This window comes from Streptomyces yatensis, from assembly GCF_018069625.1.
GTDB classification, from domain to species: domain Bacteria; phylum Actinomycetota; class Actinomycetes; order Streptomycetales; family Streptomycetaceae; genus Streptomyces; species Streptomyces yatensis.
Genome location: NZ_CP072941.1, coordinates 2,432,885 through 2,447,393, shown reverse-complemented (window position 1 = coordinate 2,447,393; position 14,509 = coordinate 2,432,885). Strand labels below are relative to the sequence as shown.

11 protein-coding genes are annotated in these 14,509 nt (G+C 73.7%); 10 read left to right on the top strand and 1 reads right to left on the bottom strand.

What is annotated here, in order from left to right:
* Positions 1 to 4 precede the first annotated feature (4 nt).
* Positions 5 to 805, top strand: coding sequence for an aquaporin (locus J8403_RS09770; RefSeq protein ID WP_211122825.1), 801 nt, complete (start codon positions 5 to 7; stop codon positions 803 to 805).
* A 92-nt stretch (positions 806 to 897) separates the two neighbouring features.
* Here the strand turns inward: J8403_RS09770 and J8403_RS09765 are convergent, their stop codons facing one another.
* Positions 898 to 1,263: a DUF1844 domain-containing protein gene (locus tag J8403_RS09765; protein WP_211122824.1), complete on the bottom strand. Its 366-nt coding sequence runs from the start codon at positions 1,261 to 1,263 to the stop codon at positions 898 to 900.
* A gap of 475 nt (positions 1,264 to 1,738) precedes the next feature.
* On the opposite strand from J8403_RS09765, the gene infC reads away from it, so the two are divergent.
* The 9 genes from infC (at position 1,739) to J8403_RS09720 (ending at position 14,478) form a co-directional block, all read left to right on the top strand.
* Positions 1,739 to 2,353, top strand: coding sequence for a translation initiation factor IF-3 (infC, locus tag J8403_RS09760; protein WP_215732738.1), 615 nt, complete (start codon positions 1,739 to 1,741; stop codon positions 2,351 to 2,353).
* Positions 2,354 to 2,501: 148 nt separating this feature from the next.
* On the top strand, positions 2,502 to 2,696 hold the full coding sequence (rpmI, locus tag J8403_RS09755) for a 50S ribosomal protein L35 (protein ID WP_020867203.1): 195 nt from the start codon (positions 2,502 to 2,504) through the stop codon (positions 2,694 to 2,696).
* 97 nt (positions 2,697 to 2,793) lie between these two features.
* The gene (gene rplT, locus J8403_RS09750) at positions 2,794 to 3,177 is read left to right on the top strand and encodes a 50S ribosomal protein L20 (protein ID WP_078639975.1); all 384 of its coding nucleotides are present in this window, start codon (positions 2,794 to 2,796) and stop codon (positions 3,175 to 3,177) included.
* A gap of 887 nt (positions 3,178 to 4,064) precedes the next feature.
* The gene (locus tag J8403_RS09745) at positions 4,065 to 4,898 is read left to right on the top strand and encodes a TrmH family RNA methyltransferase (protein WP_211122823.1); all 834 of its coding nucleotides are present in this window, start codon (positions 4,065 to 4,067) and stop codon (positions 4,896 to 4,898) included.
* Positions 4,899 to 4,942: 44 nt separating this feature from the next.
* On the top strand, positions 4,943 to 6,184 hold the full coding sequence (locus J8403_RS09740) for a sensor histidine kinase (protein ID WP_211122822.1): 1,242 nt from the start codon (positions 4,943 to 4,945) through the stop codon (positions 6,182 to 6,184).
* A 221-nt stretch (positions 6,185 to 6,405) separates the two neighbouring features.
* Entirely contained in the window at positions 6,406 to 7,527 is a 1,122-nt protein-coding gene (pheS, locus tag J8403_RS09735; RefSeq protein WP_211122821.1) for a phenylalanine--tRNA ligase subunit alpha, read from the top strand.
* A complete protein-coding gene (pheT, locus tag J8403_RS09730) occupies positions 7,527 to 10,052 on the top strand; it encodes a phenylalanine--tRNA ligase subunit beta (RefSeq protein WP_211122820.1) in 2,526 nt (841 codons plus the stop codon). Before pheS ends, pheT begins: the two co-directional genes overlap by 1 nt.
* 1,049 nt (positions 10,053 to 11,101) lie before the next feature.
* Complete coding sequence (locus J8403_RS09725; RefSeq protein WP_246585772.1) at positions 11,102 to 12,319, top strand: PP2C family protein-serine/threonine phosphatase; 1,218 nt, start codon at positions 11,102 to 11,104, stop codon at positions 12,317 to 12,319.
* An 821-nt stretch (positions 12,320 to 13,140) separates the two neighbouring features.
* Positions 13,141 to 14,478 (top strand): NsdA family TPR-like regulatory protein, encoded by a 1,338-nt coding sequence (locus tag J8403_RS09720; protein WP_211122819.1) that lies wholly within the window; start codon positions 13,141 to 13,143, stop codon positions 14,476 to 14,478.
* Positions 14,479 to 14,509 lie beyond the last annotated feature (31 nt).

The following is a 14,509-nucleotide window of genomic DNA, read 5'->3' as shown; positions in this document are numbered from 1 at the left end:
CGCCATGGAGACGAGAACGGTCGTAGCGGAGTTCATCGGGACCGCGATGCTGGTCCTCTTCGGAGTCGGTTCGCTGGTCCTGGCGGGCGACTACATCAACGCCCTCGGGATCTCGCTCGCCTTTGGCTTCACGCTGATCGCGATCGCCTACGCGTTCGGACGCATCTCGGGCTGCCACATCAACCCGGCGGTGACCCTCGGCGTGCTGCTGGCCAAGCGCATCGACATCCGTACGGCCGTCCAGTACTGGGTCGCGCAGTTCGTGGGTGCGATCGTGGGCGCGGCGGTGCTCTTCCTGCTCGCCAACCAGGTGCCCAGGCTCCAGACGGCCGACGCCTTCGGCAGCAACGGCTACGGCGGCCGCTCACCGGTGGGCATGGGCGCGGGCGGGGCCTTCCTCGCCGAGGTGCTGCTGACCTTCCTGCTGGTCTTCGTCTTCCTGGCGGTGACCCACTCGGTGGCCCTGGTCGGCGGCGAACCGATCCCGGTGGGCCTCGCCCTCGCCGCGGTCAATCTGATCGGCATCCCGCTGACCTGGGCCTCGGTCAATCCGGCGCGCAGCTTCGGCCCCGCGATCTTCGCGGGCGGCGATGCGCTCGGCCAGCTGTGGCTGTTCATCGTGGCACCGCTGGTCGGCGGGGTGCTCGCCGCCGTGGTGCACCGGTTCACCCATCTCCACCCGGCGGGGCAGGCCGACCAGGAGGAGGCCCATCCGCCTCCGGCGACCGGACCGTGGGGGCGGCTGCGCGGCGGCCACCGCCCGCAGGCGGGCGGACAGGAGACCAAGGGCCCGGAGGCGGCCTGAGGCGGCACGCGGGGGCCCGGGCCAGGAGGAGAGGCACGGGCCCCGAGGGCGTACGGGCTCCCGAGGGGTCCGTGCCCCTCCGGGAGCGGCCGTCAGCCGAAGACCGGGCCGGTGAACTTCTCGCCGGGACCCTGCCCCGGCTCGTCCGGCACCACCGACGCCTCGCGGAAGGCGAGCTGCAGGGACTTCAGGCCGTCCCGCAGCGGAGCGGCGTGGAAGGAGCTGATCTCCGTGGCGCTGGCCGCGACCAGCCCGGCCAGGGCGTTGATCAGCTTCCGCGCCTCGTCCAGGTCCTTGTGCTGGGGGCCCTCCTCGGCCAGGCCCAGGTTGACCGCGGCGGCGCTCATCAGGTGCACCGCGACCGTGGTGATCACCTCGACCGCGGGCACATCCGCGATGTCCCGGGTCATCCGGTCGAAGTCGGGGGCCGGCGGCTGCCCGGCGTTGGCGTCGCTCATGGTGGTCGGGGCTCACTTCCTGAGGGATGGTGGGCCCCAGCCTAGGCGGCCGCCCGGCGCCGTACGCACGGGGCGGGTAAGTGCACAGGAACGCCGGGGAGCGTCGGGGAACGCCGGGGGAACGCCCGGGAACGCAGGGCAACGCCGGGGAACAGGGGGCCCGGCGGACGCCGGGGACGTACCGGGTGAGCATCCCGGGCCAGTCCTGGTATCGTAGATAAACGACCGGCCGGTCACGTGCGTGTCCGGCCCACAAGTGGAGGCTCCCCAGCTCCCACCTCCCGACCCCCCGGGTCGGCAGGTCATCGGTCAGGCTGCGCCCCGCGGTGTTATCGCGGCGGTGCTCCCGGTCAATGAGGAGCCCCGCCTGTGTACCGTCCGGGGCGTTTTGTGCGTCACGGCGCGGTGGTCTCAACCGAAACAGACTTACGCGGCAGTCCGCCAGGCGGTCGCGTGGTGCAACCGAGGAGGATCCATCAGCGCCGAGCCCCGCATCAACGACCGGATTCGCGTCCCCGAGGTGCGACTCGTCGGTCCCAGTGGCGAGCAGGTCGGCATTGTGCCGCTTGCCAAGGCCCTGGAGCTTGCGCAGGAGTACGACCTCGACCTCGTCGAGGTGGCGGCGACCGCCCGTCCGCCGGTCTGCAAGCTCATGGACTACGGAAAGTTCAAATACGAGTCGGCCATGAAGGCCCGTGAAGCGCGCAAGAACCAGGCGCACACGGTCATCAAGGAGATGAAGCTCCGGCCGAAGATCGACCCGCACGACTACGACACCAAAAAGGGTCACGTCGTTCGGTTCCTCAAGCAGGGTGACAAGGTCAAGATCACGATCATGTTCCGTGGCCGTGAGCAGTCCCGGCCCGAGCTTGGCTACCGGCTGTTGCAGCGGCTCGCTGAGGACGTCCAGGAGCTGGGCTTCGTCGAGTCCAACCCCAAGCAGGACGGGCGCAACATGATCATGGTTCTCGGTCCGCACAAGAAGAAGACCGAGGCGATGGCCGAAGCCCGCGAGGCGCAGGCCGCCCGCAAGGCGGAGCGCCAGGGCGTCTCCGTCGAGGAGCCCGCCGAGGAGCCCGCCGAGGCGTGATGGGCGAGGCGAAAGCCTCGACCGCCCACCCGGAGCCGCACGGCTTCGGAGTCCAACCGAAACACATGACGCTTCCGGACGCCCGGATCGTGGCCAGACCCGCGCCGCGGCCGCCCGGACAGCGCCCTGACGAGGAGAGTACGGCGACATGCCGAAGAACAAGACGCACAGCGGTGCCAGCAAGCGCTTCAAGCTCACCGGCTCCGGCAAGGTGGTGCGCCAGCGCGCCGGTCGCCGCCACCTTCTCGAGCACAAGCCGTCCACGCTGACGCGCCGCCTGGCCGGAAAGGTCGAGATGGCCCCCGCCGACGCCAAGAAGATCAAGAAGCTTCTCGGCAAGTGACGCCCCCGCCCCGCTTCGGCGGGGCGAGCGCCAGACCGGGACCTATTCGTTTCCGGGCCGCGTGAGTCACCCGCGGCCCCGTACTAGGAGTTAACAAGTGGCACGCGTCAAGCGGGCAGTCAACGCCCACAAGAAGCGCCGGGCGATCCTCGAGCAGGCCAGCGGCTACCGGGGCCAGCGCTCCCGCCTGTACCGCAAGGCCAAGGAGCAGGTCACCCACTCTCTGGTCTACAACTACAACGACCGCAAGAAGCGCAAGGGCGACTTCCGGCAGCTGTGGATCCAGCGCATCAACGCCGCTGCCCGCGCCAACGGCATGACGTACAACCGCTTCATCCAGGGTCTGAAGGCCGCCAACATCGAGGTGGACCGCAAGATCCTGGCCGACCTCGCCGTGAACGACGCCGGTGCGTTCGCCGCGCTGGTCGAGGCCGCGCAGAAGGCGCTGCCGAGCGACGTCAACGCGCCGAAGGCCGCGTAAGCGCTGCGCTGAGCTGTACGCCACGGACCCGCAGGTGAACGCGTACCTGCGGGTCCGCGCATGTGGGTGCCCCTGGGGTTTCGTTGCCGGCTGCGGGCCGGTGGCCGGTTGTGCCCACCGCGTTCCGCCGTGCGGATTGGCTGGGGCGGGGTGGGGGGCTGGCTCTTGCCGTTTCGTTGCCGGGTGCGGCCCGGTGGCCGGGTTGTGCCGACCTCGTTCCGCCGTGCGGATCGCCTGGGGCGGGTGCCCTCGCGCTGTGCCCCTTGGGGTCTCGCCGCCGGGTGCGGCCCGCCCGGTGGCCGGGTCGTGCCGACCGCGTTCCGCCGTGCGGATCGCCTGGGGCGGGGTGGGGCGTTGGCTCTCGGCGTTTCGCCGCCGGGTGCGGCCCGTCGGCCGGGTTGTGCCGACCTCGTTCCGCCGTGCGGATCGCCTGGGGCGGGTGCCCTCGCGCTGTGCCCCTTGGGGTCTCGCCGCCGGGTGCGGCCCGCCCGGTGGCCGGGTCGTGCCGACCGCGTTCCGCCGTGCGGATCGCCTGGGGCGGGGTGGGGCGTTGGCTCTCGGCGTTTCGCCGCCTTGCTCTAGGCGTTTCGTTGCCGGGTGCGGGCCGGTGGCCCGGTTGTGCCCACCCGTTCCTCCCCCAGCTACCGCTGGGAGGTGCCCCCTGGCGGAACGATTGCCCACAACCGGGCTCCGCGTCGGCCGCCCGGCGCGGTCTGCCCCGCCCGGCTCGGCGCCTGGCCGCCGGGGGCGCCCGGCGCCGCCCGGCCGCCCCGGCTGCCGCCGATCCCCGGGGGGCCGGGGGCTTGCCCCCGGTTTCGGGGAGGGGCGGGGTGGGGGAAATCCGCCCCGCCACACGATCGTCGCTCACGACCAGGAATCGAGAACCCATGGCCGCTCCCGAGCTGACCTCCCTCAAATCGCCGCGTGTCACCGCCGCCCGGCGGCTTGCCAAGCGCAGCTTCCGCGGGAAGGAGCGGCGGTTCATCGTCGAGGGGCCGCAGGCCGTACGGGAGGCCATCGCGCACCTCGTGGAGGTGTACGCCACCCCCGAGGCCGCCGAGCGCCACGCGGACATCCTCGCCGCCGCCCGCGCCGCGAACCTTCCCGTGCTCACCGCGTCCGACGAGGTCATCGCGGAGATGTCGGACACCGTCACGCCCCAGGGCGTCGTCGGGCTGTGCCGCTTCCTCGACTCGCCGTTCGAGGAGATCCTGCGCACCCGGCCGAGGCTCGTCGCCGTCCTCGCCAACGTCCGCGACCCCGGCAATGCCGGGACCGTGCTGCGGTGCGCCGACGCCGCCGGGGCGGACGCCGTCGTACTGACGGACGCCTCCGTGGACCCCTACAACCCCAAGGCCGTCCGCGCATCCGTCGGCTCCCTCTTCCATCTCCCCGTCGCCGTCGGGGTGCCCGTCGAGCGTGCGGTGAGCGGGCTGCGGGAGGCCGGGGCGCGGGTGCTGGCCGCGGACGGGGCGGGGGAGCGGGACCTGGACTCCGAGCTGGACGACGGACTGCTGGGCGCCCCCACCGCCTGGATCTTCGGCAACGAGGCATGGGGCCTGCCGGAGGCTACCCGCGCACTCGCGGACGAGGTGGTGCGCGTTCCGATTCACGGCAGGGCCGAGAGCCTCAATCTCGCCACGGCCGCCGCCGTGTGCCTCTATGCCTCCGCTCGTGCGCAGCGCGCTCCCGCAGGGTGCCGCTCCGTCACATCGACCTAGTAGGGTTGCCCCCTCTGGGAGGGGACCCGAGAGGGGGTGTGGGGATGGACGTCAGGACCTCCGGCGCCAGGGCGGCCGACGCCCATGCGCCCGGAGCGGGGCCGCCCGGAGCAGGGTCGCCCGGAGCAGGGCCGACCGGAGCGGGGCCGCCCGGCGTGGGGCGCGACCTCTCGTCCACCGGGCCGGGCCCCGGCCTGCCCGGCGGTGCGCCGGACGGATTCGCGCCGCACCCCGACGATCTGCCCGACGGCCTGGTGGTGGCCGACGAGACCGGCCTGGTCACGTGCTTCAACGCGGCGGCGGCCCGGATCACCGCCACCGACCCCGCGGACGCGATCGGCCGCCGGCTCGAGGTGGCCCTGCCGTTAGAGGACCTGGACGGCCGGCGCTGGTGGACGCTGACCGATCCGTATGGCGGGCTGGCCATCCGCGCCGGTCAGCCCGAGCGGAATCTGCTGCTCCCGGGCGGCCGCGAGGTGCTGGTCTCGGCCCGCTACGTACGCGAGCGCCCGACCGGCCCGGTGCGCCGGGTGGTCGTCTGTCTGCGCGGCACCGAGGCCCGCCGCCGCACCGAGCGCAGCCATGCCGAGCTGATCGCGACCGTCGCCCATGAGCTGCGCTCGCCGCTGACGTCCGTGAAGGGGTTCACGGCCACCCTGCTGGCCAAATGGGAGCGGTTCACCGACGACCAGAAGCGGCTGATGCTGGAGACCGTCGACGCCGACGCCAACCGGGTCACCCGGCTGATCGCCGAGCTGCTGGACATCTCCCGGATCGACTCCGGCCGGCTGGAGGTGCGCCGCCAGCCCGTCGACCTCGCCGCCGCCGTCCGCCGCCATGTGCAGGCGCTCACCGCGGCCGGGCACACCGCCGAGCGGTTCCTGATCAGGTCCAGGGGGCCGCTGCCCAGGCTGTGGGCCGATCCGGACAAGATCGATCAGGTGCTGGGCAACCTGCTGGAAAACGCGGTGCGCCACGGCGAGGGAACGGTCACCATTGACATAGCGCCCGCGACACCGGCCAAGCCGGTCGTGGAAGGCCCCCCTGTCGAAAGGACCGCCGTCACCGTGAGCGACGAAGGCCCCGGTATCCCGGAGGAGTCGATGAGCCGCGTCTTCACCCGCTTCTGGCGGGGCAGCAAGCGCGGCGGCACCGGCCTCGGGCTCTACATCGTCAAGGGCATCGTCGAGGCGCACGGCGGGACGATCACCGTCGACCGGGCCCGCGGCGGCGGCGCGGAGTTCCGATTTATCCTGCCCGTGGGCACCCCGGCCTATCTGGCCTGAGCCACCCGCGGGCTTCTCCAGCACGGGGCGGACCCCCGCGCGGCGGCCGCCGCGCGGCGTCCCCCGGAACAGCACCCCTCCCGCGCCCCTTAGACTCGGGCTTTGGCACCTTTGGCGCCCCTCGCAGGGGGCGCAGCGGTCGCAGCCAGTCGAGCCGGGGTCGCGCAGCCGGGGGGCACCTCCCAGCGGTAGCTGGGGGACAAACGGAAGTACGGGAAGAGATGTCGGCACCCAATAAGTCGTACGACCCTGTCGAGGTCGAGGCACTGAAACCGGAAGAGATCGCCCGCAGGCGGGACGAGGCGCTCGCCGCCATCGCCGCGGCCGGTGACCTCGAGGCGCTGCGCGAGGTGAAGGTCGCCCACACCGGCGACCGCTCGCCGCTGGCGCTGGCCAACCGCGAGATCGGCGCCCTGCCACCGCACGCCAAGGCGGACGCGGGCAAGCGCGTCGGCCAGGCCCGCGGCCAGGTCAACCAGGCGCTGAAGGCCCGGCAGGAGGAGCTGGAGGCGGAGCGTGACGCCCGGGTGCTGGTCGAGGAGGCGGTGGACGTCACCCTTCCGTACGACCGCACCCCGGCCGGCGCCCGCCACCCGATCACCACGCTCTCCGAGCGCATCGAGGACGTCTTCGTCGCGATGGGCTACGAGGTCGCCGAGGGCCCCGAGGTGGAGGCCGAGTGGTTCAACTTCGACGCGCTCAACTTCCCGCCCGACCACCCCGCCCGCGAGATGCAGGACACCTTCTTCGTGCGCGGCGCGAAGGACGGCGAGTCGTCCGGTGTGGTGCTGCGCACCCACACCTCGCCGGTGCAGATCCGGTCGATGATCGACCGCGAGCCGCCCATCTATGTGATCTGCCCGGGCCGCACTTTCCGCACCGATGAGCTGGACGCCACCCACACCCCCGTCTTCAGCCAGGTCGAGCTGCTCGCCATCGACGAGGGCCTGACCATGGCCGACCTCAAGGGCACGCTCGACCACATGGTGCGGGCGCTGTTCGGGGAGGGCATGACCACCCGGCTGCGGCCGAACTTCTTCCCGTTCACCGAGCCGTCCGCCGAGATGGACATGCTCTGCTACGTGTGCCGGGGCGAGTCCGTGGGCAACCCCGACCGGCCCTGCCGCACCTGCTCCAGCGAGGGCTGGATCGAGCTGGGCGGCTGCGGGATGGTCAACCCGCGGGTGCTCATCGCCTGCGGTGTCGACCCGGACAGGTACAGCGGGTTCGCCTTCGGCTTCGGCATCGAGCGGATGCTGATGTTCCGGCACAACGTGGAAGACATGCGAGACATGGTCGAGGGTGACGTGCGCTTCACCCGGCCCTTCGGGATGGAGATCTGATGCGGGTCCCGCTTTCTTGGCTGCGGGAGTACGTCGACCTGCCCGCCGGTGAGACCGGCCGTGACGTACAGGCCAAACTCGTCTCGGCCGGGCTCGAGGTCGAGACGGTCGAGCAGCTCGGCGCCGGCCTCAAGGGCCCCCTGGTCGTCGGCCAGGTGCTGGCCATCGAGGAGCTGGAGGGGTTCAAGAAGCCCATCCGCTACTGCCAGGTGGATGTCGGGCAGGCCAACGGTACGGGGGAGCAGCAGAACATCGTCTGCGGCGCCACGAACTTCGCCGTCGGCGACAAGGTCGTGGTCGTGCTGCCCGGCGCCGAACTGCCCGGCGGCTTCGCGATCTCCGCGCGCAAGACCTACGGCAAGACCTCCGGGGGCATGATCTGCTCCGCCAGTGAGCTGGGCATGTCCGACGACCACGACGGCATCATCGTCCTGCCGCCGGAGTACGAGGTCGGCACCGACGCCATCGAGCTGCTGGAGCTGGTCGACGAGGTCCTCGACATCGCCGTCACCCCGGACCGGGGCTACTGCCTGTCGATGCGCGGTGTCGCCCGCGAGACCGCGACCGCCTACGAGCTGCCGCTGCGCGACCCGGCCCTGATCGACGTGCCCGCGCCCAACAGCCACGGCCACCCGGTCCAGGTAGCCGACCCGATCGGCTGCGACCGCTTCACCGCCCGCACCGTCACCGGGCTCGACCCCGAGGCGCGCTCCCCGATCTGGCTCCAGCGCCGGCTGCAGAAGGCCGGGATGCGCCCGGTCTCGCTCGCGGTCGACATCACCAACTACGTGATGCTCGAAATCGGCCAGCCGCTGCACGCCTACGACCGCACCCGGATCAACGGGGCGATCGGCGTGCGCCGCGCGGAGCCGGGCGAGAAGCTCACCACCCTCGACGGCAGCCAGCGCGTCCTGGACGCCGAGGACCTCGTCATCACCGACGAGAGCGGGCCCATCGGCCTCGCCGGTGTGATGGGCGGCGCCAACACCGAGATCGCGGACGTGGCCGAGGATGCCGGGACCGGCCAGTCGGCGGGCACCACCGAGGTCGTCATCGAGGCGGCCCACTTCGCCCCCGTCTCGGTCGCCCGCACCGCCCGCCGCCACAAGCTGTCCTCCGAGGCGTCCCGCCGGTTCGAGCGCGGCGTCGACCCCGAGGCCACCTCGGCGGCGGCGCAGCGCACCGTCGACCTGCTGGTGCTGCTCGCGGGCGGCACCGCCGAGGTGGGCGTCACCGAGATCGTCGCGCCCAGCGCCCCGCACACCATCACGCTGCCCGCCGACCACCCGGACAAGGTCGCGGGCGTGTCCTACGGCCGCGAGACCGTGGTGCGCCGGCTGCAGCAGATCGGCTGCGATGTCTACGGCGCCGACGACCTCACCCTCACCGTCCCCAGCTGGCGGCCCGACCTCACCGACCCCAACGACCTGGCCGAGGAGGTCATCCGGCTCGAGGGGTACGAGAACCTCCCCTCGACGCTGCCCCGGCCGCCCGCCGGGCGCGGGCTGACCGAGCGTCAGCGGCTGCACCGCCGGGTCGGCCGGGCGCTGGCCGGGGCCGGCTACGTCGAGGCGCTGAACTACCCGTTCCTCGGCGAAGAGGTCCTCGACCAGTTCGGGCTGGCCGCCGATGACCCGCGGCGCGATCTGGTCCGGCTGGTCAACCCGCTGTCGGACGCCGAGCCCGCGCTCCGCACCACGCTGCTGCCCGGGCTGCTCGCCGCGCTGCGCCGCAACGCCGGGCGCGGCGAGCACGACCTCGCGCTCTTCGAGACGGGCCTGGTGTTCCGCGCCACCGGCCACGAGCCGGCCGCGGCCACCCTGCCCGTCGACCGCCGCCCCACCGACGAGGAGATCGCCGGGCTCAACGCCGCGCTGCCGCACCAGCCGCGCCGCGTCGCCGTCGTCCTCGCGGGCGACCGTGAGCAGGCTGGCTGGTGGGGCAAGGGCACACCCGTGAGCTGGGCCGACGCGGTCGAGGCGGGCCGGATCGTGGCCCGCGAGGCGGGGGCCGAGCTGATCGTCCGCCAGGACCAGCAGGACCCCTGGCACCCGGGCCGCTGCGCCGCGCTGCTGGCCGTCGTCGACGGCGAGGAGATCCTCGTCGGCAACGCCGGTGAACTCCACCCGCGGGTCACCAAGGCCCTGGGCCTGGCCGAGCGCACCTGCGCGATGGAGATCGACCTCGACCGCCTGCAGCAGGCCGGCACCGGCCGCGTGGAGGCCCCCCACGTCTCCACCTTCCCGGTGGCCACCCAGGACGTCGCACTGATCGTGGACGCCTCGGTCGCCGCGGCCGATGTGGAGACGGCGCTGCGCGAGGGCGCGGGCGAACTGCTCGAATCCCTCCGCCTGTTCGACGTCTTCACCGGTGAGCAGCTCGGCGAGGGCAGGAAGTCCCTGGCCTACGCGCTGCGCTTCCGCGCCCCGGACCGCACGCTGACCGCCGAGGAGATCGCGACCTCCCGCGACGCCGCGGTGGCCGCGGCCGCGGACCGCACCGGCGCGACGCTGCGCGGGGCCTGACCCCGACCGGCTCCCGCCGGTCATCGCGAACAGGGCGATGGGGCGCACCCCGCTACGGGGCGCGCCCCATCGCCGCGTCCTGGCCGAAGGACGGCGGTCCACGCGCCCGCTGGCCGGCGCCGGTCCGCGCGGTGGCGCCTGATGGGGCGCGCCCCGCGGCCCGGGCCGCGCCCCACCGGCTTGGACCCGGGCCACGGCGGCGCGCCACACCGGCTCGCGCCGCTCGCCGCCGTGGCCATGGAGGGGGCGCCCTCAACTCGTGCTGCGCCTCATCCCCGCGTCTGGGCTCCGGGGCTCATGTGCCTGCTGGCTCGTGTCGGTGGCCGCGGTGGCTGCGGTGGCCGTGGTGGCCGCGGTGGCCGAGTGCGGATTGCGTGGTCCGACCGGGGCTGCGCCCCATTGCCGATGCCGGGCTCGGCATGGCGGGTTCATGCGCCTGCTGGCCCCGTCGGTGACCGCGGTGGCCACCGACGGGGCGGCCCCGCCCCGGGCCGCGCCCCGTCCCGATACGGCAGCCCACCCGCCGCGCCGTGATCCGGGTGGCCCGAGGCGGTGGTTTACACCCGCCTCCCCGTCCCCATGCCGCCGTCCCTCGTCCTCGGCTCCGCCCGCGAGGGCTTCCCCGCAGAGGGTGCGCGTCGCGGCCCCCTGCCACGGCCACCCGCCACGGCACGGTGGGCACCAGGGGCCGCCCGGCGCGGGGGCGCCCGTCGCTCGCTCGCGCCGGGTCGCCGTCACCGCGTTGGCGGGGTGGGTGTCGTCGGCGATTCCGGGGGGGGCCGGGGCTGCGGCCCGACGACGCGGGGCTGGGGTCGGGGCCCATGCCGCGTCGTCCTGGTGAGCGGCAAACAGCCGACACCGCGTCCGCGGGGCGGTGGGGTGTTCGGGTGGCTGCCTGGGGTGTGGTCACCCGATCAGGTGAGATCCGGAAGGTGCCGGTCCAATTGGCAGGAGCTGTCGCCAGAATCGTGCCGGTCGCACGGCCCGCGCGGGATCGATCGTCCAGGGGCCCGGCCGACCGCCTCATTGGCCGGCGTTGGGGGCGACACATGATCGGGACATCGGCAGTCGGCGGCGCGTTCGTACGGAAGGCACGGAGTCTGCGGGAGGTCACCCGCGTGGTCCCCTGTCTGTGGGTGCTCGGCGCCCTCTGCTGGGCCCTGCTGAACCCGCATCACACCGAGGTCGTCACGCTCCTCGCCGCGGCACCCGCCATCGCCTGCGCGAGCAGCGGCCGCCGCAGATGCATCGTGCTGCTCGGCGGCGCCGGCCTGCTGTTGGCCCTCGCGCCTCCGACCGCCCTGGAGGCCGACGGCGACGGGAAGGAGCCGCACGCCGCCCTGGTCACCTGCTGCGCCGTCCTCGGCGTGGCCGTCGCCTGCTATTTCACAGCGGGCCGCAAGCTGCGGCTGGTGCGCGAACTGGAACAGCTCCGGGAGGTGGCCACCGCCGCGCAGGACGTGGTGTTGCGGCCGCTCCCGGCCCGGCTGGAGGGCATCGAGCTGGCCGGCGGCCATCTCTCGGCCAGCCGGGGCGCCGCCGTCGGGGGCGATCTCTACGAGGCGCTGGCCACCCCATACGGCGTGCGCGTCATCATCGGCGATGTGCGCGGGCACGGCCTCGCCGCGATCGGCACCGTCGCCGCCGTCCTCGGCAGCTTCCGCGAGGCCGCCCATGAGGAGCCCCTGCTCAGCGGCGTGCTGCGCCGGCTCGACCGCGCCCTGGAGCGCCATCTGCGGGCACGCGCGAGCGGGGAGTGTCCGCTGGACAGCCATGTGGACGAGGAGTTCGTGACCGTCCTGCTGATGGAGGTGGGTGCGGACGGCGAGGTGACCGCGCTCAACTGCGGCCACCCCTGGCCGTACCGCCTCTACGAACAGCCGGTGGGCCCGGCCATGGCCCGGCAGACCGCGCCCGGCGAGGTGCTGCCGCCGCTCGGCCTCTTCCCGCTGCCCGCCGAGCTTCCCACCGCCCGCTGGAGCCCGCTGGGCGTCGGCGACACGCTGGTGCTGCACACCGACGGCGCCGAGGACGTGCGCGACGCCCACGGCACGTTCTTCCCCCTGCGCCGCGCCCTGTCCGAGGCCGCGGGCCCCGGGCCGCTCGTCCCCGCGGCGGTCGTGGCGGGGGTGCGCTCGGCGCTGCTGCGCCACACCGGCGGCCGGCTCGCCGACGACGTCGCGTTGCTCGCGCTGCGCTACGACCGCTGCCCGCTGTCCGCCACCACGACCCTCACCCTCCCGGCGGCCGACGCCCACCGGGGCTAGGAGATGCGCGCCGGGCCTGGACGCCCGCGGCGGGCCGTTCCCCACCCCGCCCCTTCCCGCAGCCCCGATATGCGGCGGCCGCCGCGTGGTGGGGCTCCGCCCGAGCCTTCGGGGCCCCGGCAACGGGCACGGGTGGGCGGGCTCCTGCCCGGTCCCTTCGCCGACTGGGGCTTCGCCTCAGCCACTGGGGCACGGGTGAGCGGGCTGTTCCCCTACCCGCCCCTTCCCACAGCGTCGATATGCGGCGCTGCCGCGTGGTGGGGCTCCGCCCCAGACCCCGGGTCCAGGGCGAAGCCCCTGGCACCAGGCACGGGTGGGCGGGCTGGTCCCGTCGTGCTCCTTCCCGCGGCATCGATATGCGGCTCCGCCGCATGGTGGGGCTCCGCCTCAGCCGGTCCGGGGTTTGGGGCGGAGCCCGTGGCAACGGGCACGGATGGGCAGGCTGGTCCCTTCCGCCCCCTTCCCGCGGCATCGATATGCGGCGCTACCGCGTGGTGGGGCTTCGCCTCAGCCGGCCCGGGGTCTGGGGCGGAGCCCCTGGCAAGAGGTGCCCCTCGCGAACCGGGGCTCCGCCCCAGACCTGGGGCCCACGGGCGGGGCCCCGGTAGCGCGCCCGGGCGGGGAGGCTGCTCCCCGCCCCGTCCCCTCCCCGACCGGGGCTTCGCCCCAGCCCGCGGGGTCCAGGGGCGGAGCCCCTGGTATCGGGAAGGGGCGGGTTGGGGAAAGGCAAAGGCCAACACCCCACCCCACCCCGCCCGTTCACACCCCGTGCGAATCCCCCTCCACTACGCTGGCGCCACCGAGCGTTTCGGGGGGGCGAGATGGAGCCCAACACACTGCTCGACTCCGTGCTCGACGAGGCCGGAGTCTCCCACGCCGGACTGGCCGCGCATGTCAATGAGGCAGGCCGGGCCCGGGGGATGAAGCTGCGGTATGAGCACACCGCGGTGGCCCGGTGGCTGAAGGGCCAGCGGCCGCGCGGCCAGGTGCCCGACCTCATCTGCGAGGTGCTGGGCGAGCGGCTGCACCGCGCCCTCACCCTGGACGACATCGGCCTCGGCACCCCCGGCAGCCGCCGGGGGCCCGCCACCCCGCTGTCCGGATTCGTCGAGAGCGCCACCGCGCTGTGGCGCTCCGACGAACAGCAGCGCCCGCATGTCGTCGAGGCCCCGGCGGTCACCGGCACCCCCGCCGTCATCCCGGTGTGGGAGTGGGAGAACCCTCCCGAGGACTCCGATGTCTCCCGGCGCGGTCTGACCCGCGTCAGCATGACCGACATCGAGACGCTGCGCGCCGCCCGCGCCCACTACGAGCAGATGTACCGCAAGGCCGGCGGCGTCGCGACCCGGACCCGGGTGGTGGGGTTCCTCAACTCCGAGGCCGCACCGCTGCTGCGCGGCAGCTACGCCGACGACACCGGCCGCCAGCTGCACCGGGCGACCGGCGGCCTGGTGGCCATCGCCGGGATCTGCGCGTACGACTCCAATACGCACGGCCTGGCCCAGCGCTACTTCCACCAGGCGCTGCGGCTCGCCAAGGCCAGCGGCGACCGCGGCCTGGGGGCCTATGTCATAGCGCTGCTGGTCAACCAGTCCCTCTTCATGAAGGAGTACCGGCAGGCGGTCGCCTTCGCCGAATCGGCGCTGCGCGCCGCGGGCTCGCAGATCACCCCCGCGCTCGCCGCCGACCTCTACGCCATGCAGGCCAAGGCGTACGCCCGGCTCGGCGACGGCGCCGGGGCGCTGTCCTGCATTCGGCGCGCCGAGACCGCCGCCGACCGGATCAGACCGGGCCAGGAGCCCGACGAGACCGGCTATGTCCAGCCGGGTCTGGTGAACGTCCAGGTGGCCGAGGCGTTGCTGAGCCTCGGCGACCTCGGTGGCGCCCGCGAGCACGCCACCGCCGCGGTCGGCACCCCCGCGCACGACCGGGGCCGGGTGCACCGGCTCGCCATGCTCACCCATATCGAGCTGCGTCAGGGCGACGTGGACCGGGCGGGCGCCACGGCGGTGGAGATGACCGAGCGGGCGCGGGGCATGGAGTCCCAGCGGTTACGCGACCGGTTGCGGGCGGTACGGGAGCACCTCGCGGCCAGCGGAAGCGCCGCGACGGCCGAGGCCGCCGCGCTCATCGACGGGGCTCTGCGCGTCCCTCTGTGACCAGCGGTTCCGCTCGCGGTCCGCACTCTCG